Genomic DNA, 23,176 nt, shown 5'->3' with positions numbered 1-23,176 from the left:
TTTGGAGCGGGAAACGAGACTCGAACTCGCGACCCCGACCTTGGCAAGGTCGTGCTCTACCAACTGAGCTATTCCCGCACAATCTTCGATGAAATTTGTTGCTGTCGTAATTCGCATTTCTGCGTCGTTACGGGAGGCGCATTATACGAGAAATCCGTTTAGCTGCAACCCCCCTGAATACGTTTTTTTTAAAAATCCGTTCAAGTGATTACTTTACAGTCAAGCTGAACAATTTAACGTCAAATACCCGGTTACGCAAGCGCACCGGGCATAGAAATCAAAGCTTAATAAAATGCTCGCGATAGTAAGCAAGCTCAGCAACCGACTCGCGGATATCGTCCATCGCCTGATGCGTTCCCTGCTTTGTTAAACCATCAAGGATCTCTGGCTTCCAGCGACGGGCCAGCTCTTTCAGAGTACTAACGTCCAGATAACGATAATGGAAATACGCTTCCAGTTCCGGCATGTATTTAAACAGGAAGCGGCGATCCTGACCGATACTGTTGCCGCAAATAGGTGATTTCCCTTCCGGAACCCACTCTTTTAAAAATGCTAACGTCGCAAGCTCAGCTTCACGATCACCCATCGTGCTCGCCTTTACGCGCTCCACCAACCCACTACCTGTATGCGTTCTGACGTTCCAGTCATCCATTAATGCCAGCTGTTCATCAGACTGATGTACCGCAATTGTTGGTCCTTCAGCCAGAATATTCAGATTGGCGTCAGTCACCAGGGTAGCGATCTCAATGATGCGATCGCGCTCGGGATCCAGACCGGTCATCTCCAGATCGATCCAAATCAGGTTGTTTTCATTGGCACTCATGCTATTTTCCACCCTTCTTACGTGACGATACGCGAAACCATTCATGCTGCATCAAGGCGGCAAGGAAAGAAACCCTGAGGGCATAGAAAACTATGTGGCCTGGGTTTCTGAGCATAGCCAGTGCTGGGGCAGCGTGAAGGATGAAGCGTATATATTCATCTAAAATTGCGTGTATCATAGATGTTTTGCCCATAATGGGCGATCAGGAGCCAGTACGATTGAGTAAAAATAAACTCTCCAAAGGCCAACAGCGCCGCGTGAACGCAAATCACCAGCGTCGTCTTAAAACGTCCACGGAGAAACCCGACTACGACGACAACTTGTTTGGCGAAACCGCTGAAGGCATTGTTATCAGCCGTTTTGGTATGCATGCCGACGTGGAATCTGCTGATGGTGAAATTCACCGCTGCAACATCCGCCGTACAATTCGTTCGCTGGTTACCGGCGATCGCGTGGTCTGGCGTCCGGGTAAAACGGCAGCCGAAGGTGTCAATGTTAAAGGGATCGTTGAAGCGGTACATGAGCGCACTTCCGTTCTCACACGCCCGGATTTTTATGACGGCGTGAAGCCCATTGCTGCCAACATTGACCAAATCGTTATTGTCTCAGCCATCTTACCTGAACTGTCATTAAATATTATCGACAGGTATCTGGTGGCCTGCGAAACGTTACAGGTTGAGCCAATTATCGTACTCAACAAAATCGATCTGCTGGACGACGAAAGCATGGCTTTCGTAAATGAGCAGATGGATATCTATCGCAATATTGGCTATCGCGTATTGATGGTATCAAGCCGCACAAAAGACGGTCTGAAACCGCTTGAAGAGGCATTGACCGATCGTATCAGCATTTTCGCCGGTCAGTCTGGCGTAGGTAAATCCAGCCTACTCAACAACCTGCTTGGCCTGCAGGAAGAAATCCTGACCAATGATGTCTCCGACAACTCCGGCCTTGGACAACACACGACTACCGCTTCTCGCCTGTACCACTTCCCGCACGGCGGTGACGTCATCGACTCCCCCGGCGTACGTGAGTTTGGGCTGTGGCACCTTGAACCGGAACAAATCACGCACGGCTTTGTCGAATTCCATGATTACCTGGGCCATTGCAAATACCGCGACTGCAAACATGATGCAGATCCAGGCTGCGCTATCCGTGAAGCTGTAGAGAAAGGGGCGATAGCCGAAGTTCGCTTTGAGAATTATCACCGTATCCTCGAAAGCATGGCTCAGGTAAAAACGCGTAAAAACTTTTCTGATACAGACAACTGACAACTAAGCTAAGCATCGCTAGAATCGTCCCCTTTTTTTCAGGATCCGGCCCACACGCTGGATCAGGAACAAATTATGGCCTGGAGGCTACCTTGTTAAACTCATTTAAGCTTTCGCTACAATACATTCTGCCAAAACTATGGCTCACTCGCCTGGCGGGTTGGGGTGCGAGCAAACGAGCAGGATGGCTAACTAAGCTGGTTATCGATCTGTTCGTGAAATATTACAAGGTCGATATGACAGAGGCGCAAAAGCCGGACACCGCCAGCTATCGCACCTTCAATGACTTCTTTGTCCGCCCATTACGTGACGATGTACGCCCTATTAATACCGATCCAAATGTTCTGGTCATGCCGGCTGATGGCGTGATTAATCAACTGGGAAACATCGAAGAAGATAAACTTCTGCAGGCCAAAGGGCATAGCTATAGCCTTGAAGCGCTGCTGGCAGGCAACTACCAGATGGCGGACAAATTCCGCAATGGTACGTTTGTAACCACTTACCTCTCGCCGCGTGATTACCACCGCGTACATATGCCGTGTAACGGTATCCTGCGGGAAATGCTGTATGTGCCTGGCGACCTTTTCTCAGTAAATATCCTGACCGCGCAAAACGTACCGAACCTGTTTGCCCGTAACGAGCGCGTTATTTGTCTGTTTGATACTGAATTCGGCCCGATGGTACAGATTCTGGTTGGCGCAACCATCGTCGGTAGTATTGAAACGGTTTGGGCCGGCACCATTACTCCGCCGCGTGAAGGAGTCATTAAACGCTGGACATGGCCTGCCGGTGAAAGCGAAGGTTCCGTGGCGCTGCTAAAAGGTCAGGAAATGGGCCGCTTTAAGCTCGGTTCAACCGTTATTAACCTGTTTGCACCAGGCAAAGTTAACCTGGTTGAGCAGTTGCAGGATCTTTCGGTCACTAAAATCGGTCAACCGATGGCAATTTCTACCGAGTCTTTCGTAACGCCAGAAGCTGAACCTAACCCACTGCCGAAGGAAGAAATCGAAGCAGAACACGACGTCAGCCCGCTGGTTGATGACAAAAAAGACGAAGGTTAAACATAGGAATCGCTGCTGTGCGCCTGATTATCACTTTACTGATGGCCTGGTGCCTCAGCCTGGGGGCGCACGCTGCGACGGCCCCCGATGCCAAACAAATCACTCAGGAACTGGAGCAGGCCAAAGCGGCTAAGCCCGCTCAGCCAGAAGCCGTTGAGGCGCTCCAGTCCGCGCTGAATGCCCTTGAGGAGCGTAAAGGCTCCCTTGAGCGTGCCGAACAGTATCAGCAGGTTATTGATAACTTCCCCAAGCTGTCCGCAACGTTACGCGCGCAGCTTAGCAATCTGCGTGACGAACCGCGCAGCGTGCCGACTGGCCTGACTACTGATGCGTTAAACCAGGAGATCCTCCAGGTCAGCAGCCAGTTGTTGGAAAAAAGCCGCCAGGCCCAGCAGGAACAAGATCGCGCACGCGAAATCGCCGACTCATTAAGCCAGCTTCCGCAACAGCAAACCGATGCGCGCCGTCAGTTAAATGATATTGAGCGACGTCTGGGGGCAGCCAGCAGCAACTCTCCACTGAATCAGGCGATGCAGGCTGAATCGGCCAAACTCAAAGCCCAGGTCGATGAGCTGGAACTGGCACAGCTTTCCGCGAACAACCGCCAGGAACTGGCGCGCATGCGCTCCGAACTGGCAGAAAAACAGAGCCAACAACTCGACGCGTACCTGCAGGCATTACGTAATCAACTCAATAGTCAGCGTCAGCGTGAAGCCGAGCGGGCGCTGGAAAGCACCGAACTACTGGCAGAGAACAGTGCGGGGCTGCCAGAAGGCATTGTTGACCAGTTCAAGGTTAACCGTGAGCTGTCTCAGGCCTTAAACCAGCAGGCGCAGCGTATGGACCTGGTCGCCTCTCAACAGCGGCAGGCCACCAGCCAAACGCTGCAGGTGCGACAGGCATTAAATACGTTGCGGGAACAGTCACAGTGGCTTGGTGCCTCGAATATGCTGGGAGAAGCCCTGCGCGCGCAAGTCTCCCGCCTGCCAGAAATGCCTAAGCCTCAACAGCTAGATACAGAAATGGCGCAACTTCGCGTACACCGAATGCGCTATGAAGATCTCCTTAATAAACAGCCGCAGTTGCGCCAGATCCATCAGGCCGATGGACAACCACTTACCGCAGAGCAAGAGCGTATCCTCAACGCCCAACTGCGTACTCAGCGTGAACTACTGAACTCCCTGTTACAGGGCGGCGATACGCTGATCCTCGAATTGACCAAGCTGAAGGTCTCCAACAGCCAACTGGAAGATGCGCTGAAAGAGGTCAATGAGGCAACTCACCGCTATCTGTTCTGGACGTCTGACGTCAGCCCAATATCACTTTCCTGGCCTGTCGACTTAGTCCAGGATCTGCGTCGTCTTATCTCATTAGACACGTTTAATCAGCTTGGCAAAGCCAGCATTATGATGTTGACCAGCAAGGAAACGCTGCTGCCGCTTTTCGCAGCGCTGGTGTTGGTTGGGTTTAGCCTCTATTCGCGTAAGCACTTCACTCGCTTTCTCGAACGATCGTCAGCGAGGGTGGGAAAAGTAACCCAGGATCATTTTTGGCTGACGTTGCGCACGGTGTTTTGGTCGATACTCGTCGCTTCCCCATTGCCGGTACTGTGGGCAACTCTGGGTTATGGTTTGCAGGAAGCCTGGCCCTATCCTCTGGCCGTCGCGATAGGCGATGGCGTTACCGCAACGGTACCAATGCTGTGGGTAGTGATGATTTGCGCTACCTTCGCACGCCCTAACGGTTTGTTCATTGCCCACTTTGGCTGGCCGCGTAACCGTGTCGCTAAGGCAATGCACTATTACCTGATGAGTATCGGACTGATTGTCCCGCTCATCATGGCGGTGATCATGTTTGATAATCTCAATGACCGGGAATTCTCCGCCTCTCTGGGGCGCCTGTGCTTTATTTTGATTTGTGGGGCACTGGCGCTCGTGACCCTGAGTCTGAAACGCGCCGGAATACCGTTATATCTCGATAAAGAGGGCAACGGTGACAACATGGTCAACAGTATGCTGTGGAATATGCTGATGGGCGCACCACTCATTGCGATTCTCGCGGCTGCCGTAGGCTACCTGGCAACGGCGCAAGCACTGCTGGCTCGTCTGGAAACATCTGTAGCTATCTGGTTCTTATTGTTGGTGATTTATCACGTCATTCGCCGCTGGATGCTGATTCAGCGCCGCCGTTTGGCATTCGATCGCGCCAAACATCGACGGGCAGAAATGCTGGCACAACGCGCACGTGGTGAAGAAGAACCGCCGCACTCCACCAGCCTTGAAGGGGCGATTGATGTCGATGAAAGCGAAGTGGATCTTGACGCTATCAGCGCACAATCACTGCGCCTGGTACGTTCTATCCTGATGCTGATCGCCCTGCTTTCGGTTATCGTGCTGTGGTCAGAAATTCACTCTGCCTTCGGCTTCCTGGAGAACATCTCATTATGGGATGTCACCTCCACGGTACAAGGCGTAGAAAGCTTAGAGCCGATAACGCTGGGCGCGGTATTAATTGCGATTCTGGTGTTTATCATCACCACTCAGTTAGTACGTAACTTGCCCGCGCTGCTGGAGTTGGCACTGTTACAGCATCTGGATTTAACACCCGGCACGGGTTATGCCATCACCACCATTACCAAATACCTGCTGATGCTGATTGGTGGCCTGGTTGGCTTCTCAATGATTGGTATTGAGTGGTCCAAACTGCAATGGCTGGTTGCCGCGCTCGGTGTGGGGTTGGGTTTCGGTTTGCAGGAGATCTTCGCCAACTTTATTTCCGGCCTGATCATCCTGTTTGAAAAACCCATCCGCATTGGCGATACGGTGACAATTCGCGATCTTACCGGTAGCGTGACGAAAATTAACACCCGCGCCACCACAATCAGCGACTGGGACCGTAAAGAAATCATCGTGCCCAACAAAGCGTTCATCACCGAACAGTTCATCAACTGGTCGCTATCCGACTCGGTCACTCGTGTGGTGTTAACTATTCCGGCACCGTCGGAGGCCAACAGCGAGGAGGTCACGCAAATCCTGCTTACCGCCGCGCATCGCTGTTCGCTGGTTATCGACACCCCGGCACCGGAAGTCTTCCTGGTTGATCTTCAGCAAGGGATTCAGATCTTCGAATTGCGTATCTATGCCGCAGAAATGGGACACCGCATGCCATTGCGCCATGAGATCCATCAGTTGATTCTGGCGGGCTTCCGTGAGCATGGCATTGATATGCCATTCCCACCATTCCAGATGCGTCTGGAAAGCCTGAATGGTAAGCAAACAGGGAGAACGTTAAGTTCTGCGGGCAGAGGCAGTCGTCCGGCTGGAAGCTTGTAATGGGTGTCTTGCCGGATGGCAGCGCTAACGCGTCTATCCGGCAAGATGATTACTCAGCCGCCCACTCTGGCTCACAGGCCATGCGACGACTGTAGTTCTGATAAATCGCCATGGCCAGCAGTGAGAAGAATATCGGGCCACCTATCATCCACAGCGCGCTGTTCCAGTCTCCGGCTTCAATCACTGGCTGGATGATGGTAAACACGTTGGCAAATGTTACCACCAGCACCACCACGCTCGTTGCCAGCAACGTTGCGGCCCGGGTTTTAAAAATCACAAACGGCCTTTCCAGCCCCTCACGGGATTTAAAGAAAGGGAAAGCCAGTGCAAGGAACAGATACGGCAACGTCATTGATACGTTCGCCATCAGCGTCAGTTTGTTATAAAACGCGGAAGCAGTATCGCCACCAAATGAAACCAACAGAATAAACAGGCTCACCAGCAGACATTGCATCCACATTGCCATCGTCGGCATACCCATGGTATTGAGCTTCGTCATTGGCGCAGGCCACAATGCTTTTGGCGTTCCCTGAATAATTGCTTTCAATGGCGAGTAGCTGAGCGTAAAGAAAGCACCGGTATAAGCGAGGAACATGGAAAGCCCAGTGATACGCGCAAACCAAATGCCCATGGTCATCGCAGATTCAGGAGACAAATGCAATGCATTACCCAATGTCACCCCCAGACTTTTCATCAGGATATAAGTAATATTGCCAAGGTTAACCGAGCTATTACTTAATACCTGCTGCCAGTTGGTGCTAACGCCCCATAAAAATATGGCCAGCGAATAACCAATTGAAATCACTATTGCGGCAAAAACAATTCCTTTTGCAAAATTCTTTTCTGGTTTATCCGTTTTATCAACCAGCCCACCCACAGCTTCAATTCCACCATAAGCAAAAATAGCAAATACAACAAATGACAACATGGCCAGACCGGACTGATATCCCGGATTAGGTGAGGAGACAAAATTAATATCCTGCGCAAAGTGACCACCTGTTAATAACAAAATAGCGATACTCGCTAACAACAAAACTAAATTAAGACACATTACGGCAATTCCGCCCACAGCCGTAATACGGGCAATTTTATTAATACCTTTGGAAGCGACACCCGTCACCAAAATCATCCAGCCTACGGCGAGCAACCCAACAACCTGCGTTGGCTCAAGTCCCGCGATACGCCATTGCTGCGTCATATCTGCGCCGAATAAAAAGGTGGAAAAAGGCACCCAGACTTTTGCCGCGGTGCTCACCATCCAAATCACATAAGAGGAGAACCACATAAACGTACCGATAAACGCATAGCGCGGTCCAACGCTATTATTCATCCACGAATAGATCCCCCCTTCTTCTTTACGATAGGCAGATCCCATTTCCGCCATCATTAAGGCAAATGGAATAAAGAATAATAATGCAGAAAATACATACCATGGAATGGCGCTATAACCCATTAAATAAAAAGCTGAAGGGCTATTTGCAAATCCGAAAACTGACGTGAATATCATAAGGATGAGGCCTGACAGGCTCATCTTCTTTATTGTTTGGGTCATTAAACTATCCCTTACTCTGGAACGCGCAGGTTAAACCGCGTCCACATGTTTACACTGTCCTCCAGGCGGAGGTCAGCCATCAAAAAATCAAACCAGAATTGATACCTGAATAACGGCAAATATCCAGATTTAAACTGTGTCTATAAAGATAAAATTGAAAAAAAAAGCTACGAAATGGCGCATTACGCGCCATTTATTTTACTGCGGGGAGATTTTCAGATTCACGCCCTATCGACGGTAAAGGCGATAACATCGGCCAGGCTATCAGCACCCAGCGCCAGCATCACCAGACGATCAACCCCAAGCGCCACACCGGAACAATCCGGCATACCGACCTTGAGCGCTTCAAGCAGGTTGTTGTCGATTGGCTGCTGCGGCAAGCCACGAGCGGCACGTTTGCGATTATCTTGCTCGAAGCGTTGCTGCTGCTCACGCGCATCGGTCAGCTCATGGAAACCATTCGCCAGTTCAATACCCTTGTAGTAAACCTCAAAACGTTCAGCAACGCGGTGATCTTCGGTACTAATTTGTGCCAGCGATGCCTGGCTGGCCGGGAAGTGATACACAAACGCCGGTTTGTCTTTCCCAATATGTGGCTCAACACCCATCGTAAACAGCAACTGTAACAGGGTATCCCGGTCTTCTTCGGTATCAGCGATGTTGCTGAGATCCAATTTAGCCGCCACTTCACGCAGTTGCGTCTTATCCGCTGACAGTGGATCGATTTCCAGATGACGCTGGAAGGCTTGCTGGTATGAGAGGCTTTCCGCAGGGGAACAATCCAGCACTTGCTGGAGTAAATCATCCACTTCATTCATCAGGCGATACATGTCGTAATGGGGACGATACCACTCGAGCATGGTGAATTCAGGGTTGTGATGACGTCCCATCTCTTCATTACGAAAGCTTCTGCACAGTTGATATACCGGGCCGCATCCTGCCACCAGCAGGCGCTTCATATGGTATTCTGGGCTGGTCATTAAATAGAGGTTCATCCCCTGAGAATGTCCAGGGCCAACGAAACGCGTTTCGAACGGGAACAGGTGAATGTCCGTAACCGTCGCCTGACTCATACAAGGTGTCTCAACCTCAAGCACGCCACGATCGGCAAAAAAGCGACGAATCTCCGCTATAATTGCAGCTCGTTTTAACAGATTGGGGATGGACGCGCTCGGCTGCCAGGTTGCCGTTTCGCTCATGGTTATTTCTCCGATTTAAGACAAGGGCACGAAGTCTACTCGTATCGCGTTAGCGAGACAAATTTCACGCGGGAATAATAAACACTGGCTGGCGGGTAAAAAAAGCAACATTGGGTGGTTTAGTAATTAAATTAATCAAATTCAATGATAATTCAGCCCTCTGATACGCTAAAAAAATCGAACACGTCAAATTTCCCTCACATCCCTAAGACTATACTATTGTACCTATAAAGGAGCAGTGGAAACGCGTTCATAACCTGTCTGAATCAGATTAAGCATCTGATTGCAGGCAGGGATGAAATAACAACAATCTGGAGGAATGTCGTGCAAACCTTTCAAGCCGATCTTGCCATTATAGGCGCCGGTGGCGCGGGATTACGTGCTGCAATTGCTGCTGCGCAAGCAAATCCCAACGCTAAAATCGCACTGATCTCAAAAGTGTACCCAATGCGCAGCCATACCGTTGCTGCCGAAGGCGGCTCTGCTGCTGTCGCGCAGGATCATGACAGCTTTGACTACCATTTTCACGATACGGTAGCAGGCGGAGACTGGCTGTGTGAGCAGGATGTCGTGGATTACTTTGTCCACCACTGCCCAACTGAAATGACGCAACTGGAACAATGGGGTTGCCCATGGAGCCGCCGTGAAGACGGTAGCGTCAACGTACGTCGCTTCGGCGGCATGAAAATTGAGCGTACCTGGTTTGCCGCGGATAAAACCGGCTTCCATATGCTGCATACTCTGTTCCAAACTTCTTTGCAGTTCCCTCAAATTCAGCGTTTTGACGAACATTTCGTTCTGGATATCCTGGTTGATGACGGTCATGTTCGCGGCCTGGTTGCCATGAACATGATGGAAGGCACTCTGGTACAAATCCGTGCTAACGCAGTGGTGATGGCAACGGGCGGCGCAGGCCGTGTATACCGTTACAACACCAACGGCGGCATCGTAACTGGTGACGGTATGGGTATGGCGCTGAACCACGGCGTTCCGCTGCGCGATATGGAGTTCGTTCAGTATCACCCGACTGGTCTGCCAGGATCCGGTATCCTGATGACCGAAGGCTGCCGTGGTGAAGGCGGTATTCTGGTCAACAAAGATGGCTACCGTTATCTGCAGGACTACGGCATGGGCCCGGAAACTCCGCTGGGTGAGCCGAAGAACAAATATATGGAACTGGGTCCGCGCGACAAAGTTTCTCAGGCTTTCTGGCATGAATGGCGCAAAGGCAACACCATCTCCACTCCGCGTGGCGATGTCGTTCACCTCGACCTGCGTCACCTCGGCGAGAAAAAACTGCTCGAACGCTTACCGTTTATCTGCGAACTGGCGAAAGCCTACGTGGGTGTCGATCCGGTTAAAGAACCGATCCCGGTACGTCCGACCGCACACTACACCATGGGCGGTATCGAAACCGATCAGAACTGCGAAACTCGCATTAAAGGTCTGTTCGCTGTCGGTGAATGTTCATCTGTAGGTCTGCATGGTGCTAACCGTCTGGGCTCTAACTCCCTGGCTGAACTGGTGGTCTTTGGTCGTCTGGCCGGTGAACAAGCGATGGAACGTGCGTCTACAGCGAGCACCGCTAACGATGCAGCACTGAATGCGCAGGTTGCCTCCGTTGAACAACGTCTGAAAGATCTGGTTAACCAGGAAGGTAACGAGAACTGGTCGAAGATCCGCGACGAAATGGGCATCTCCATGGAAGAAGGTTGCGGTATCTACCGTACACCAGAACTCATGCAGAAAACCGTTGATAAGCTGGCTGAACTGCAGGAACGCTTCAAACGCGTACGTATCACCGACACTTCCAGCGTCTTCAACACTGACCTGCTGTACACCATCGAACTGGGTCACGGTCTGAACGTTGCTGAATGTATGGCGCACTCTGCTCTGGCGCGTAAAGAATCACGCGGCGCGCATCAGCGTCTGGATGAAGGCTGCACCGAGCGTGACGACGTCAACTTCCTTAAACATACCCTCGCCTTCCGCGATGCTGATGGCACAACTCGCCTGGAATACAGCGACGTGAAAATCACCACTCTGCCGCCAGCTAAACGTATGTACGGTGGCGAAGCGGAAGCAGCCGATAAGAAGGAGAAGGCGAATGGCTGAGATGAAAAACCTGAAAGTTGAGGTGGTGCGCTATAACCCGGAAGTGGACACCGCACCGCACAGTGCTTTCTATGAAGTTCCTTATGATGAAACAACGTCACTGCTGGATGCGTTGAACTACATCAAAGATAACCTGGCACCGGACCTGAGCTATCGCTGGTCTTGCCGTATGGCTATCTGCGGCTCCTGCGGCATGATGGTCAACAACGTGCCTAAACTGGCGTGCAAAACCTTCCTGCGTGAATACACCAACGGCATGAAGATTGAAGCGCTGGCTAACTTCCCGATTGAACGCGATCTGGTCGTCGATATGACGCACTTTATCGAAAGTCTGGAAGCTATCAAGCCGTACATCATTGGTAACCCGCGTACACCGGATCAGGGTCCAAACACCCAGACTCCGGCGCAGATGGCGAAGTATCATCAGTTCTCCGGTTGCATCAACTGTGGTCTGTGCTACGCAGCGTGCCCGCAGTTCGGCCTGAACCCTGAGTTCATTGGACCGGCCGCGATTACGCTGGCACATCGTTATAACGAAGATAGCCGCGACCACGGTAAGAAGGAGCGTATGGCTCAGTTGAACAGCCCGAACGGCGTTTGGACCTGTACTTTCGTGGGCTATTGCTCCGAAGTCTGCCCGAAACACGTCGATCCGGCTGCGGCCATTCAGCAGGGTAAAGTAGAAAGTTCAAAAGACTTTCTTATCGCAACCCTGAAACCACGCTAAGGAGTGCAAGATGACGACTAAACGCAAACCCTATGTGCGGCCAATGACGTCCACCTGGTGGAAAAAGCTGCCATTTTATCGCTTTTACATGCTGCGCGAAGGTACAGCGGTTCCGGCAGTCTGGTTCAGTATTGAACTGATTTTCGGTCTGTTTGCTCTCAAGCATGGTGCTGAATCCTGGATGGGCTTTGTCGGCTTTTTGCAAAACCCGGTAGTGGTGATCCTCAATCTGGTTGTTCTGGCAGCAGCGCTGTTGCATACCAAAACCTGGTTTGAACTGGCACCGAAAGCTGCCAACATCATCGTAAAAGACGAAAAAATGGGGCCAGAGCCGATCATCAAAGGTCTCTGGGTAGTTACTGCGGTTGCGACCGTAGTCATTCTGTATGTTGCCCTGTACTGGTAAGGAGTCCGGGATGATTAATCCAAATCCAAAACGCTCTGACGAACCCGTATTTTGGGGCCTGTTCGGTGCAGGTGGTATGTGGGGCGCAATCATTGCGCCGGTAGTGGTTCTGCTGGTTGGCATTATGCTGCCGCTGGGACTTTTCCCGGGCGATGCGCTGAGCTATGAGCGCGTGCTGGCATTTGCCCAGAGCTTCATCGGACGGGCATTTCTGTTCCTGATGATCGTTCTGCCGCTGTGGTGCGGTTTACACCGTATGCACCATGCCATGCATGACCTGAAAATCCACGTGCCAGCTGGCAAGTGGGTATTCTACGGTCTGGCTGCAATCCTGACGGTAGTAACAGCGATCGGTATTCTGACTATCTAATCGCATGCGTGACTTACCAGGCCCGCCACTGGCGGGCCTTTTTATTTGTGCACAACACCGGTTAACCAACGGGAAAACTCGCACATGGCAGGCGTCTCCGGGCGGGATTGTAAACGCGTTATCCAGTAACTCCCCAGATCAATCTGCGTTGAAAACGGCTGTACTATACGTTCACTGTTCAGCAAATGAGTGAACATTCTTACGGGGGCAATAGCAACGCCCATCCCTGCCTGCGCCGCTTCCAGCATCGTGACAGACGAATCAAACACTATCACGTTATGCGTTGGTGAAGGGGGAAGTTCCCCCGCAGCCTGCATCCAAAGGGCCCATTCATCACGGCGGTAAGATCGTAATAGCGGAAATTTCAGGACATCCGTAGGGACCTGAATCTGAGATGCCAATGCAGGTGAGCAAAGCGGAGACATCGGGGCACTACATAAGTATTGCGCATCAGTATCGTGCCAGGCACCACCACCGTAGCGAATAGTGTAATCCAGTCCCTCAGCGGCAGGATCCACGCGATTATTGTGGGTGGAAAGATGCAAATCAATATGCGGGCAACTCCGCTTAAAATCGGCCAGTAAAGGAAAAAGGCAGCCAACCGCAAAGGTACCCACCACACCAATCTTAAGCTTTTCCTGGATCTGATTGCGGGCAAAACGGTCCAGCGTCCCCGCAATACGATCAAAAGAGTCATTAAGTACAGGTAACAGACTTTCACCTTCTGTTGTCAGCATCAACCCCCGTGAAACTCGAACAAAAAGCTGACAATTTAGTTGTTTCTCCAGCGCTTTCACATGCTGGCTGATGGCGGAATGCGTAACATTCAGCTCAATCGCTGCGCGGGTAAAACTGAGATGTCTGGCGGCCGCTTCAAAAGCCCGCAGCGAATTAAGCGGGATATAGCTACGCATGGTCATTGTTCCCGTTAGAAAAACTTATATCTGCTGCTAAATTTCACCGTTTGTCAACACAGTACAAATCAAACAAACTGAGCGCGTCTGATGGGCCCGGACACCCTTTCGCTTTTTATTACGGAAATAATTTCATGATGAAAAAATCGTTATGCTGTGTGCTGCTACTGACAGCATCTTTCTCAACGCTTGCCGCCTCGAAAACAGAACAACAGATTACCGATATCGTTAATCGCACCATCACACCACTGATGAAAGAACAAGCGATTCCGGGTATGGCCGTGGCAATCATCTACCAGGGAAAACCGTATTATTTTACCTGGGGTAAAGCTGATATTGCCAATAATCGCCCTGTTACACAGCAAACGCTGTTTGAACTCGGATCGGTCAGTAAAACCTTCAATGGTGTGCTGGGTGGCGACGCTATCGCTCGCGGTGAAATCAAACTTAACGATCCAGTCACCCGATACTGGCCCGAACTGACAGGCAAACAGTGGCAGGGTATCAGCTTGCTGCACCTGGCCACTTACACAGCAGGTGGCCTGCCGCTTCAAATACCCGACGAAGTGACTGATAAGGCCGCATTGCTGCACTTCTATCAAAACTGGCAGCCACAATGGGCTCCGGGAGCTAAGCGTCTCTACGCCAACTCCAGTATTGGCCTGTTTGGCGCACTGGCTGTAAAACCTTCGGGAATGGGTTATGAAGAGGCGATGATCAACCGCATCCTACAACCATTAAAACTAAAGCATACCTGGATTACTGTTCCTCAGAGTGAGCAAAAGGATTACGCATGGGGCTATCGCGAAGGCAAGCCCGTGCATGTTTCTCCGGGTCAACTTGATGCCGAAGCGTATGGTGTAAAATCCAGTATTATGGATATGGCTCGCTGGGTTCAGGTCAATATGGACGCCAGCCACGTGCAGGAGAAAACCCTCCAACAGGGCATCGAGCTTGCGCAGTCACGTTACTGGCGTATTGGCGAGATGTACCAGGGGTTAGGCTGGGAGATGCTGAACTGGCCAGTGAAAGCCGACATAGTTATCAACGGCAGCGACAGCAAAGTCGCTTTGGCTGCGCTTCCGGCCGTTGAGGTAAACCCACCCGCACCTGTAGTAAAAGCCTCGTGGGTACATAAAACGGGTTCGACTGGCGGATTTGGTAGCTATGTTGCCTTCATCCCGGAAAAAAATCTTGGCATCGTGATGCTGGCAAACAAAAGTTATCCTAACCCTGCCCGCGTAGATGCTGCCTGGCGCATCCTCGAAAAGCTGCAATAACTGAGTTTGAGGTCCGAATCTTCGGGCCTCCTTTCTTCCTCTACTTTTCCTGCCGTCATCTACACTTAACAAAAAATACAGCAAGGAAAATCCCATGCGCATTCTGCCTGTCGTTGCTGCGGTCGCGGCTGCATTTCTGGTTGTTGCTTGCAGTACCCCCACTCCGCCAAAAGGCGTTACCGTTGTGAACAACTTTGATGCCAAACGCTATCTCGGAACCTGGTATGAAATCGCGCGCTTCGACCATCGTTTTGAGCGAGGGCTGGATAAAGTCACCGCGACCTACAGTTTGCGTGATGATGGTGGTATCAACGTGATCAACAAGGGCTACAACGCAGACCGGGGTATGTGGCAAAAAACGGAAGGTAAAGCTTATTTTACCGGGGAACCTTCACGTGCCGCACTCAAAGTCTCATTCTTCGGCCCGTTTTACGGAGGGTATAACGTAATTGCTCTCGACAGAGAGTATCGGCATGCGCTGGTCTGTGGTCCGGATCGCGACTACCTGTGGATCCTTTCGCGTACCCCTACTATTTCAGATGAGATGAAACAGCAGATGCTGGCAATCGCAACCCGAGAAGGGTTCGATGTGAATAAACTGATTTGGGTAAAACAACCTGGCGCTTAATGGGTGCTGAGCTTCAGACCAACAATTCCGGCAACAATCAACCCAAGACTCAACAAACGCGCCGGGCTGGCGGATTCACCGAGTAACAGAATACCGGTAATAGCAGCCCCCACCGCACCAATACCGGTCCAGACGGCATAGGCCGTCCCAACCGGCAGTGTTCTCATCGCCCACGAAAGCATGGCGATACTGACGATCATTGCCACCACGGTAATGATGCTCGGCGTCAGGCGGGTAAAACTATGGGTATACTTCAAGCCAATCGCCCATACAACTTCGAGCAGTCCAGCAATGAGTAAAATGATCCAGGACATATAAGGCTCCAGAACAATGGGGCCGTCCCCGGTGAAAGAAGCGTTTGCAGGCCGTCCTGCAAAGCAGAAGTATGAAAAGGCATTTTTGCCCGAGAGAAAATGAATTTCAACCTTTTTATTAACCGCCTACTTAAAGCAAGAATTAAGCACAATTAGCAGCGTAGTTCCCGCATTTGGCTCACATTGGATTTCTCTATGATGAAGGGCTTTCTGAATTCAGGAAGCCGTGTGCCCCTCTTCTGAATGCGAAAAGTTTATGCTTAAAATTTTAGTGATTGACCGATGCCACTACACCCGTACAGGGTTAGAGGCTTTGCTCAATCATTCTGGGATGTTCAACTCTTCATTTCTGGTGTCAGGAATTAATAATCTCCTGCTGGCAAAAGAGCATATTTTGCAGTGGAAGCCACATCTGGTGATCGCCGATTTATACAGTTTTCTCAGCGATGCTCATTCCAGTCCGCCGATAGCACCTTTTTTTATGAGTTGTGGCATGATCCCCCTGATCCTGCTGCGACCAGGAGATCGAGAGCACATACCCGCCCACAACCCTCAATATTCAGTCCACTCGGTATTATCCAAACGCGCCACGCTGGCCGAATTGTCAGACAACATTCAGGATGCATTACATGTTCGCCCCACGTTAGAGACAGCAAAAAACGTTACACCATTGCTTACGCCGCAGGAGGAAAAAGTATTGTCGATGTGGATGGATGGCGTGGGTAACAATGAGATAGCAGCAGCACTTTGTATTCATGGCAAGACGGTCTACACCTATAAACGCAATATCCGAATGAAACTGCATTTGGGAAACCGTTTCTCACCGTTTCTGTCACTGCCGGAGAAAATGAATTAACGGTACGACACAACGTCGTACCGTTCATGGTTATTGCTGGGCTTTGGTCGCTGCACCAGAAATGGCACTACCACCTTCAGAAATATCCTGCCCTACGCCTCGCGTGGTATTACACGCGGTTAATACAGAAGAAAGTACCAACACAGAAAAGATCGCAGCAATTGTCTTTTTAACCATAACGTCTTCCTTTTCTAGCCAATATTGTTTGTGTATAGCTACTTAATGATAGACAAGATCCGAAAGGTTGACGGATAAACGGGCGTTTTTAAGACAATATGAGAAGATCAGCTAGCGGCGTGAGAGATTGAATTACCAAGGTGTTTGATATCTTCACCGAAGCCACGCGCAGTGTTACAGCCCGTCAGGAGAGTGCTGGTGAAAAGGATGAACATTACAAGACCGAGAAGACGTTTCATCATTCCTGCCCTGGAAAAAGTATGGCGCAGCAATCTGCGCCATAGATCAAATAGGATGTATTACTTAACGCGGGAAACGTATTCGCCTGAACGCGTATCCACTTTGATCACTTCGCCGATCTGTACGAACAGCGGAACTTTAACTACAGCACCAGTGGACAGAGTAGCCGGTTTGCCACCAGTACCTGCGGTGTCGCCTTTCAGACCTGGATCAGTTTCGATGATTTCCAGCTCAACGAAGTTCGGCGGGGTCACAGAGATAGGCTGACCATTCCACAGGGTCACGATGCACTCAGCCTGATCCAGCAACCATTTAGCGCTGTCACCTACCGCTTTCGCGTCAGCTGCAAGCTGTTCGAAAGTAGAGTTGTTCATGAAATGGTAGAATTCACCATCGTTGTACAGGTAAGTCAGGTTCATATCTACAACGTCTGCGCCTTCAGCGGAGTCAGTAGATTTGAAAGTTTTCTCTACACGAGTACCGGTCAGCAGACGGCGCAGCTTAACGCGCGCGAAAGCCTGGCCTTTACCCGGTTTAACGAATTCACTGGCTTCAACCGCATAAGGTTCGCCGTCCATCATGATTTTAAGACCGGCACGAAAATCGTTGCTATAGTAAGTCGCCATAAGGCCCTCTGAAAATTGTTAACTGGTAGCTAAGCCACAAAATGGCGCATATTGTAACCCTAAACACCCCATCCAGAGAAGATTGGTTAGTACAACTTGCCGATGTTCTCACCGATCCGGATGAACTATTACGTCTTTTGAATATAGACGCTGATGAAAACTTGCTCGCAGGTCGCGAGGCAAAACGTCTTTTTGCTCTACGCGTACCGCGATCGTTTATCGCTCGTATGGAGAAAGGTAACCCCAACGATCCCCTGCTGCGTCAGGTACTCACCTCACAGGATGAATTCGTCGCCGCACCTGGATTCTCTACTGACCCGCTGGATGAACAGCACAGCGTCGTGCCAGGATTGCTGCATAAATACCGCAATCGGGCGTTACTGCTGGTAAAAGGCGGCTGCGCGGTAAACTGCCGTTACTGTTTCCGTCGCCATTTCCCTTATGCCGATAATCAAGGGAATAAGCGTAACTGGCAGGTCGCATTAGATTACATAGCCACCCACCCGGAACTCGATGAAATTATCTTTTCTGGTGGCGATCCGCTAATGGCCAAGGATCATGAACTGGACTGGTTGCTAACGCAACTGGAAGCCATTTCGCATATAAAACGTCTGCGTATTCACAGCCGTCTGCCGATTGTTATCCCGGCACGTATCACGGAAAAGCTGGCAACCCGGTTCGAACAATCACGTCTGCAAGTTCTGCTGGTAAATCATATTAACCACGCTAACGAAATCGATGAAGAATTTCGTCAGGCGATGACCCGATTGCGCAAAGCGAACGTCACGCTGCTCAACCAAAGCGTATTGTTGCGTGGTGTAAATGATAACGCGCAAACGCTGGCCGATCTCAGCAATGCGCTGTTTGATGCGGGAGTGATGCCTTATTATCTGCACGTACTGGATAAGGTACAGGGAGCTGCCCACTTTATAGTCAGTGACGATGAAGCGCGGCAAATAATGCGCGAACTGTTGACGCTGGTGTCAGGTTATATGGTGCCCAAACTGGCACGCGAAATTGGCGGGGAGCCAAGCAAGACACCGCTGGATTTGCAATTACGACAAAACTGATAATACCCGTCGAGGCTACGCTTATCAGGCCTACGGTCACTTGCACCTGTAGGCCTGATAAGACGCTTTAGCGTCGCCATCCGGCAACGCCAGCGTTTATCAGTTAGGGCACTTATAAACCTGACCAATCATCTCACTGGCAGTCGGGACAAAACTGGATAGCATCCCTTGCGATGGGCTGCTGACACCATAAATCACGTTACCGCCCATTGCCGCAGCCTGATTACGCAGGTCATTTGCCGCACCGCGCATAGAGCCACCTTCTTCGCCATGCTGACCAGAAAGCCAGTTGCTTTGTTTACCGGTCGCAGTACCAACCAGTTGACACTCCGCGCCAGGCTTCTCTTCGACAAAGCGTACGCTTTGTCCGGCTGAACTCAGTTCGTTGCTGGAGCTACAACCCGCCATCAGTAGCGCGGCACCAACGATCCCTGCTAAATATTTCACGTGCATGTTATTCCCCATAATCAATGAGCTGGACCTTTTGTCCGTAGCTGAATCATATACTAAAAAGATGACCAAAAGAAAAACCCCCGGACATTTCTGTCTGGGGGTTTTTCTTTTATGGGAGATGAACACCCAAATCATTCTGGTTGCAGCAAGGCGGCAAGTTTGTTTATCCCCGGGAGCTTACTAGAGTAAGCAACAGGGGTTAGCAAACGCAGCCAACACATCTGCAACCTGAAGGATGCAGGGTGTGGGCAATTACATCATGCCGCCCATTCCACCCATGCCGCCCATTCCACCAGCAGCACCTAAGTCAGGCGCATCGCCTTTCGGCAGGTCGGTAACCATGCACTCGGTGGTGATCATCAGACCCGCAACAGAAGCCGCGTACTGCAGAGCAGAACGGGTTACTTTGGTCGGATCCAGGATACCCATGTCGATCATGTTGCCGTATTCTTCAGTTGCAGCGTTATAACCGTAGTTACCGTCGCCTGCTTTCACAGTGTTAGCCACAACAGACGGCTCTTCACCGCAGTTCAGAACGATCTGACGCAGCGGAGCTTCCATTGCGCGCAGCGCAACTTTGATACCCACGTTCTGGTCTTCGTTCTGGCCACGCAGTTCGCTCAGTTTGGACGCTACGCGAATCAGCGCTACACCACCACCAGCAACAACACCTTCTTCTACCGCAGCACGGGTAGCGTGCAGGGCATCTTCAACGCGTGCTTTCTTCTCTTTCATTTCAACTTCGGTAGCAGCACCTACTTTGATAACTGCAACACCGCCTGCCAGTTTCGCTACGCGCTCCTGCAGTTTTTCACGGTCGTAGTCGGAAGTTGCTTCTTCGATCTGCTGACGAATCTGAGTCACACGACCCTGGATTGCCGCTTCTTCACCCACGCCATCAATGATGGTGGTGGTGTCTTTGTTGATCACAACGCGTTTTGCCTGGCCCAGGTCTTCCAGGGTCGCTTTTTCCAGTTCCATACCGATCTCTTCAGAGATAACGGTACCACCAGTCAGAGTAGCGATATCCTGCAGCATCGCTTTACGGCGATCGCCGAAGCCAGGAGCTTTAACTGCAGCCACTTTCACGATACCACGCATGGTGTTCACAACCAGCGTAGCCAGTGCTTCGCCTTCAACATCTTCAGCGATGATCAGCAGCGGTTTGCCAGCTTTAGCAACGGCTTCCAGAACCGGCAGCATTTCGCGGATGTTGGAGATTTTCTTATCAGCCAGCAGGATGAACGGGCTTTCCAGCTCTACAGCACCTGTTTCCGGCTTGTTGATGAAGTAAGGGGACAGGTAGCCGCGGTCAAACTGCATACCTTCAACCACGTCCAGTTCGTCCTGCAGACCGGTACCGTCTTCAACGGTGATCACGCCTTCTTTACCGACTTTATCCATCGCTTCTGCGATCAGCTTACCTACGGTTTCGTCGGAGTTAGCGGAAATAGTACCAACCTGAGCAATAGCTTTAGAGTCGGAGCACGGTACGGACAGTGCTTTCAGCTCTTCAACCGCAGCAGCAACAGCTTTGTCGATACCACGTTTCAGATCCATCGGGTTCATACCCGCAGCAACAGCTTTCAGGCCTTCAGTGATGATAGACTGAGCCAGAACGGTCGCGGTGGTGGTACCGTCGCCTGCAGCGTCGTTCGCTTTAGAGGCAACTTCTTTCACCATCTGTGCGCCCATGTTTTCGAACTTGTCTTCCAGCTCGATTTCACGTGCTACAGAAACACCATCTTTAGTAATGGTTGGTGCACCGAAAGATTTATCCAGAACTACGTTACGACCTTTCGGGCCGAGGGTAACTTTCACTGCGTCTGCCAGTACGTTTACGCCGCGCAGCATTTTCACACGAGCGTCGTTACCGAATTTTACGTCTTTAGCTGCCATTTTCTCTTTCCCTTAAATTCGTATGTTCAGTGTCGTTCGCGGATTAAGCTTCAACAATCGCCAGAATGTCGCTTTCAGACATGATCAACACTTCTTCATTGTCGATCTTCTCAGATTTAACACCGTAGCCATCGTTGAAAATTACGATATCGCCGACTTTTACGTCCAGCGGCTGTACAGTACCGTTGTCCAGGATGCGACCCTTACCGACAGCGATGATTTCGCCACGAGTTGATTTACCCGCTGCAGAACCGGTCAGTACGATGCCGCCAGCAGATTTGGATTCAACTTCTTTACGTTTGACGATCACACGATCATGTAACGGACGAATACTCATTGATAGCTCTCCTTTGAGAAAGTCTTTATCAGTTATGGGTGACGCCGGCCCGTAAACGGTTTCCCGGCTAGTGCCCAGAGAGATGGGGATGAGAATTTGTGCCTTCAAGGGGGCAAGCGAAAAAAAATTTATATCAGGATAAAATCCCGTCAAAACACCGACGCACCTCACATTTCATAACGATTTCTGCCATCTCGTCATAAGCAAATCCGATTGTGATAACATCGAAAAACTGCGTAGTTGCCTGACTTTCAGGCATAACCGGACAATAACTAATTATGAGTGGACTGAAACAAGAACTGGGGCTGGCTCAGGGTATCGGCTTGTTATCGACATCATTACTCGGTACGGGCGTATTTGCCGTCCCCGCACTGGCAGCGTTAGTCGCTGGCAATAACAGCCTGTGGGCATGGCCAGTTCTCATCGTTTTAGTCTTTCCCATCGCCATTGTCTTTGCCGTACTCGGTCGCCATTTCCCCAGCGCGGGTGGTGTGGCGCATTTCGTCGGAATGGCTTTTGGCCCACGTCTGGAACGCGTCACCGGCTGGCTATTTTTATCGGTTATTCCCGTTGGCCTCCCTGCTGCACTCCATATTGCTGCCGGATTCGGTCAGGCGATGTTTGGCTGGCATGGTTGGCAACTGTTGCTGGCAGAACTCGGTACGTTGGTCCTGGTGTGGTACATCGGTTCACGCGGTGCCAGCTCCAGCGCTAACCTGCAAACGGTGATTGCCGGGCTGATTGTTGCTCTTATTGTCGCTATCTGGTGGGCTGGAGAGCTAAGGCCTGGCGAAATCCCCTTCCCTTCTGTCAGTAACATTGAACTTCCCGGATTGTTCGCGGCGCTGTCGGTAATGTTCTGGTGTTTTGTCGGCCTTGAAGCGTTTGCACACCTGGCGTCCGAATTCAAAAACCCCGAGAGAGATTTCCCGCGCGCGCTGATGACAGGCCTGCTGCTGGCCGGTACCGTTTACTGGGCGTGTACGGTGGTAGTACTCCATTTCGGTGCTTACGGTGAGCAGATGGCTGCGGCGGCTTCACTGCCCGAAATTGTCGTGCAGCTGTTTGGCGTGCAAGCTCTGTGGGTAGCCTGTGTCATTGGTTATCTGGCCTGTTTTGCCAGCCTGAATATTTATATTCAGAGTTTCGCCAGACTGGTGTGGTCACAAGCACAATATAAACCGGACCACTATCTGGCTCGCCTGTCCCCTCGTCATCTTCCGCGCAATGCGCTGAACGCAGTGTTGGGCTGCTGCGTGGTCAGTACATTGTGCATTTATGTGCTGCAAATCAATCTCGACGCATTAATCGTCTACGCTAACGGCATCTTTATTATGATCTATCTACTGTGCATGCTGACAGGATGTCGATTACTGAAAGGACACTATCGCGCTTTAGCGGTTATTGGTTGTCTGCTGTGCCTGCTGTTGCTGGCTATGGTCGGTTGGAAGAGTATGTATGCGTTGATTATGCTGGCAGCACTGTGGCTGTTTTTACCCAAGCGGAAGCAGGCTGAGGCCCGGTAA

Annotated in this window: 23 protein-coding genes and 1 tRNA gene; 12 read left to right on the top strand and 12 right to left on the bottom strand. The window is 50.9% G+C overall.

Annotation, left to right across the window (positions count from 1 at the left end; all coding sequences use genetic code 11):
• Positions 1 to 2 precede the first annotated feature (2 nt).
• Both OGX98_RS21785 and orn read right to left on the bottom strand, forming a co-directional pair.
• Positions 3 to 78: transfer RNA gene (locus tag OGX98_RS21785), tRNA-Gly, on the bottom strand.
• 199 nt (positions 79 to 277) lie between these two features.
• A complete protein-coding gene (gene orn / locus OGX98_RS21780; RefSeq protein WP_048222334.1) occupies positions 278 to 823 on the bottom strand; it encodes an oligoribonuclease in 546 nt (181 codons plus the stop codon).
• Between the two features lie 218 nt (positions 824 to 1,041).
• On the opposite strand from orn, the gene rsgA reads away from it, so the two are divergent.
• The 3 genes from rsgA to mscM all read left to right on the top strand — a co-directional run bounded on the left by rsgA (position 1,042) and on the right by mscM (position 6,487).
• Entirely contained in the window at positions 1,042 to 2,094 is a 1,053-nt protein-coding gene (rsgA, locus tag OGX98_RS21775; RefSeq protein WP_190284551.1) for a small ribosomal subunit biogenesis GTPase RsgA, read from the top strand.
• A 92-nt stretch (positions 2,095 to 2,186) separates the two neighbouring features.
• On the top strand, positions 2,187 to 3,155 hold the full coding sequence (gene asd / locus OGX98_RS21770) for an archaetidylserine decarboxylase (RefSeq protein ID WP_045438907.1): 969 nt from the start codon (positions 2,187 to 2,189) through the stop codon (positions 3,153 to 3,155).
• A gap of 17 nt (positions 3,156 to 3,172) precedes the next feature.
• The gene (gene mscM, locus OGX98_RS21765; protein ID WP_136345329.1) at positions 3,173 to 6,487 is read left to right on the top strand and encodes a miniconductance mechanosensitive channel MscM; all 3,315 of its coding nucleotides are present in this window, start codon (positions 3,173 to 3,175) and stop codon (positions 6,485 to 6,487) included.
• A gap of 49 nt (positions 6,488 to 6,536) precedes the next feature.
• On the opposite strand, the gene yjeM is transcribed toward mscM, so the two are convergent.
• Both yjeM and epmA read right to left on the bottom strand, forming a co-directional pair.
• A complete protein-coding gene (yjeM, locus tag OGX98_RS21760; RefSeq protein ID WP_045438901.1) occupies positions 6,537 to 8,039 on the bottom strand; it encodes a glutamate/gamma-aminobutyrate family transporter YjeM in 1,503 nt (500 codons plus the stop codon).
• 221 nt (positions 8,040 to 8,260) lie between these two features.
• Positions 8,261 to 9,238 (bottom strand): elongation factor P--(R)-beta-lysine ligase, encoded by a 978-nt coding sequence (epmA, locus tag OGX98_RS21755; protein WP_045438899.1) that lies wholly within the window; start codon positions 9,236 to 9,238, stop codon positions 8,261 to 8,263.
• A 324-nt stretch (positions 9,239 to 9,562) separates the two neighbouring features.
• Here epmA and frdA point away from each other — a divergent pair, with 324 nt between their 5' ends.
• Genes frdA through frdD form a run of 4 tightly spaced genes read left to right on the top strand, consistent with a single transcriptional unit; the run spans position 9,563 to position 12,856 of the window.
• Positions 9,563 to 11,353, top strand: a complete 1,791-nt coding sequence (gene frdA / locus OGX98_RS21750; protein WP_045438896.1) for a fumarate reductase (quinol) flavoprotein subunit — start codon at positions 9,563 to 9,565, stop codon at positions 11,351 to 11,353.
• Entirely contained in the window at positions 11,346 to 12,080 is a 735-nt protein-coding gene (frdB, locus tag OGX98_RS21745; RefSeq protein WP_045438893.1) for a fumarate reductase iron-sulfur protein, read from the top strand. The genes frdA and frdB overlap by 8 nt, the downstream gene beginning before the upstream one ends.
• A 10-nt stretch (positions 12,081 to 12,090) precedes the next feature.
• Entirely contained in the window at positions 12,091 to 12,486 is a 396-nt protein-coding gene (gene frdC / locus OGX98_RS21740) for a fumarate reductase subunit FrdC (protein ID WP_045438890.1), read from the top strand.
• A 10-nt stretch (positions 12,487 to 12,496) separates the two neighbouring features.
• Positions 12,497 to 12,856, top strand: a complete 360-nt coding sequence (frdD, locus tag OGX98_RS21735) for a fumarate reductase subunit FrdD (RefSeq protein ID WP_045438887.1) — start codon at positions 12,497 to 12,499, stop codon at positions 12,854 to 12,856.
• 41 nt (positions 12,857 to 12,897) lie between these two features.
• On the opposite strand, the gene ampR is transcribed toward frdD, so the two are convergent.
• Complete coding sequence (gene ampR, locus OGX98_RS21730) at positions 12,898 to 13,770, bottom strand: LysR family transcriptional regulator AmpR (protein ID WP_404842350.1); 873 nt, start codon at positions 13,768 to 13,770, stop codon at positions 12,898 to 12,900.
• A 134-nt stretch (positions 13,771 to 13,904) separates the two neighbouring features.
• Between ampR and blaCMY the strand changes: the two genes are divergently transcribed.
• Positions 13,905 to 15,050, top strand: a complete 1,146-nt coding sequence (blaCMY, locus tag OGX98_RS21725) for a CMY-2 family class C beta-lactamase (protein ID WP_225760384.1) — start codon at positions 13,905 to 13,907, stop codon at positions 15,048 to 15,050.
• Positions 15,051 to 15,144: 94 nt separating this feature from the next.
• The gene (locus OGX98_RS21720; RefSeq protein ID WP_045438873.1) at positions 15,145 to 15,678 is read left to right on the top strand and encodes a lipocalin family protein; all 534 of its coding nucleotides are present in this window, start codon (positions 15,145 to 15,147) and stop codon (positions 15,676 to 15,678) included.
• Here OGX98_RS21720 and sugE read toward each other — a convergent pair.
• Positions 15,675 to 15,992, bottom strand: coding sequence for a quaternary ammonium compound efflux SMR transporter SugE (sugE, locus tag OGX98_RS21715; protein ID WP_045438872.1), 318 nt, complete (start codon positions 15,990 to 15,992; stop codon positions 15,675 to 15,677). The two genes, OGX98_RS21720 and sugE, sit on opposite strands and share 4 nt — an antisense overlap.
• 256 nt (positions 15,993 to 16,248) lie before the next feature.
• On the opposite strand from sugE, the gene OGX98_RS21710 reads away from it, so the two are divergent.
• Positions 16,249 to 16,848, top strand: a complete 600-nt coding sequence (locus tag OGX98_RS21710; RefSeq protein WP_045438869.1) for a helix-turn-helix transcriptional regulator — start codon at positions 16,249 to 16,251, stop codon at positions 16,846 to 16,848.
• A 30-nt stretch (positions 16,849 to 16,878) separates the two neighbouring features.
• Here the strand turns inward: OGX98_RS21710 and ecnB are convergent, their stop codons facing one another.
• The 3 genes from ecnB to efp form a co-directional block, all read right to left on the bottom strand.
• Complete coding sequence (ecnB, locus tag OGX98_RS21705; RefSeq protein WP_003025482.1) at positions 16,879 to 17,025, bottom strand: lipoprotein toxin entericidin B; 147 nt, start codon at positions 17,023 to 17,025, stop codon at positions 16,879 to 16,881.
• Between the two features lie 107 nt (positions 17,026 to 17,132).
• The gene (gene ecnA / locus OGX98_RS21700) at positions 17,133 to 17,267 is read right to left on the bottom strand and encodes a lipoprotein antitoxin entericidin A (RefSeq protein ID WP_045438864.1); all 135 of its coding nucleotides are present in this window, start codon (positions 17,265 to 17,267) and stop codon (positions 17,133 to 17,135) included.
• 57 nt (positions 17,268 to 17,324) lie between these two features.
• Complete coding sequence (gene efp, locus OGX98_RS21695) at positions 17,325 to 17,891, bottom strand: elongation factor P (RefSeq protein ID WP_005120972.1); 567 nt, start codon at positions 17,889 to 17,891, stop codon at positions 17,325 to 17,327.
• 41 nt (positions 17,892 to 17,932) lie between these two features.
• On the opposite strand from efp, the gene epmB reads away from it, so the two are divergent.
• Positions 17,933 to 18,961 carry an EF-P beta-lysylation protein EpmB gene (gene epmB, locus OGX98_RS21690; protein ID WP_045438859.1) on the top strand — a complete coding sequence of 343 codons (1,029 nt, stop codon included), beginning with the start codon at positions 17,933 to 17,935 and terminating at the stop codon, positions 18,959 to 18,961.
• A gap of 99 nt (positions 18,962 to 19,060) precedes the next feature.
• On the opposite strand, the gene OGX98_RS21685 is transcribed toward epmB, so the two are convergent.
• From OGX98_RS21685 to OGX98_RS21675, 3 genes are all read right to left on the bottom strand, one after another.
• Entirely contained in the window at positions 19,061 to 19,414 is a 354-nt protein-coding gene (locus OGX98_RS21685; protein WP_045438856.1) for a DUF4156 domain-containing protein, read from the bottom strand.
• A 252-nt stretch (positions 19,415 to 19,666) separates the two neighbouring features.
• On the bottom strand, positions 19,667 to 21,313 hold the full coding sequence (gene groL / locus OGX98_RS21680) for a chaperonin GroEL (RefSeq protein ID WP_045438854.1): 1,647 nt from the start codon (positions 21,311 to 21,313) through the stop codon (positions 19,667 to 19,669).
• A 43-nt stretch (positions 21,314 to 21,356) separates the two neighbouring features.
• A complete protein-coding gene (locus OGX98_RS21675; RefSeq protein ID WP_000027827.1) occupies positions 21,357 to 21,650 on the bottom strand; it encodes a co-chaperone GroES in 294 nt (97 codons plus the stop codon).
• A gap of 278 nt (positions 21,651 to 21,928) precedes the next feature.
• Between OGX98_RS21675 and yjeH the strand changes: the two genes are divergently transcribed.
• The gene (gene yjeH / locus OGX98_RS21670) at positions 21,929 to 23,176 is read left to right on the top strand and encodes an L-methionine/branched-chain amino acid transporter (RefSeq protein ID WP_286595912.1); all 1,248 of its coding nucleotides are present in this window, start codon (positions 21,929 to 21,931) and stop codon (positions 23,174 to 23,176) included.

The organism is Citrobacter sp. Cm046 (assembly GCF_030333065.1).
Classification (GTDB): domain Bacteria; phylum Pseudomonadota; class Gammaproteobacteria; order Enterobacterales; family Enterobacteriaceae; genus Citrobacter; species Citrobacter murliniae.
Note: the sequence above shows the minus strand (reverse complement) of the source record. Positions and strands in the feature narration are given on the sequence as shown.

Bases quoted from the DNA above. Each gene is read 5' to 3' on its own strand.
- orn (WP_048222334.1), bottom strand. From the start codon at position 823: ATGAGTGCCAATGAAAACAACCTGATTTGGATCGATCTGGAGATGACC.
- epmB (WP_045438859.1), top strand. From the start codon at position 17,933: ATGGCGCATATTGTAACCCTAAACACCCCATCCAGAGAAGATTGGTTA.
- blaCMY (WP_225760384.1), top strand. From the start codon at position 13,905: ATGATGAAAAAATCGTTATGCTGTGTGCTGCTACTGACAGCATCTTTC.
- yjeM (WP_045438901.1), bottom strand. From the start codon at position 8,039: ATGACCCAAACAATAAAGAAGATGAGCCTGTCAGGCCTCATCCTTATG.
- ecnA (WP_045438864.1), bottom strand. From the start codon at position 17,267: ATGATGAAACGTCTTCTCGGTCTTGTAATGTTCATCCTTTTCACCAGC.
- ampR (WP_404842350.1), bottom strand. From the start codon at position 13,770: ATGCGTAGCTATATCCCGCTTAATTCGCTGCGGGCTTTTGAAGCGGCC.
- OGX98_RS21710 (WP_045438869.1), top strand. From the start codon at position 16,249: ATGCTTAAAATTTTAGTGATTGACCGATGCCACTACACCCGTACAGGG.
- frdD (WP_045438887.1), top strand. From the start codon at position 12,497: ATGATTAATCCAAATCCAAAACGCTCTGACGAACCCGTATTTTGGGGC.
- frdB (WP_045438893.1), top strand. From the start codon at position 11,346: ATGGCTGAGATGAAAAACCTGAAAGTTGAGGTGGTGCGCTATAACCCG.
- efp (WP_005120972.1), bottom strand. From the start codon at position 17,891: ATGGCGACTTACTATAGCAACGATTTTCGTGCCGGTCTTAAAATCATG.
- groL (WP_045438854.1), bottom strand. From the start codon at position 21,313: ATGGCAGCTAAAGACGTAAAATTCGGTAACGACGCTCGTGTGAAAATG.
- OGX98_RS21685 (WP_045438856.1), bottom strand. From the start codon at position 19,414: ATGCACGTGAAATATTTAGCAGGGATCGTTGGTGCCGCGCTACTGATG.
- frdC (WP_045438890.1), top strand. From the start codon at position 12,091: ATGACGACTAAACGCAAACCCTATGTGCGGCCAATGACGTCCACCTGG.
- yjeH (WP_286595912.1), top strand. From the start codon at position 21,929: ATGAGTGGACTGAAACAAGAACTGGGGCTGGCTCAGGGTATCGGCTTG.
- sugE (WP_045438872.1), bottom strand. From the start codon at position 15,992: ATGTCCTGGATCATTTTACTCATTGCTGGACTGCTCGAAGTTGTATGG.
- OGX98_RS21720 (WP_045438873.1), top strand. From the start codon at position 15,145: ATGCGCATTCTGCCTGTCGTTGCTGCGGTCGCGGCTGCATTTCTGGTT.
- OGX98_RS21675 (WP_000027827.1), bottom strand. From the start codon at position 21,650: ATGAGTATTCGTCCGTTACATGATCGTGTGATCGTCAAACGTAAAGAA.
- epmA (WP_045438899.1), bottom strand. From the start codon at position 9,238: ATGAGCGAAACGGCAACCTGGCAGCCGAGCGCGTCCATCCCCAATCTG.
- ecnB (WP_003025482.1), bottom strand. From the start codon at position 17,025: ATGGTTAAAAAGACAATTGCTGCGATCTTTTCTGTGTTGGTACTTTCT.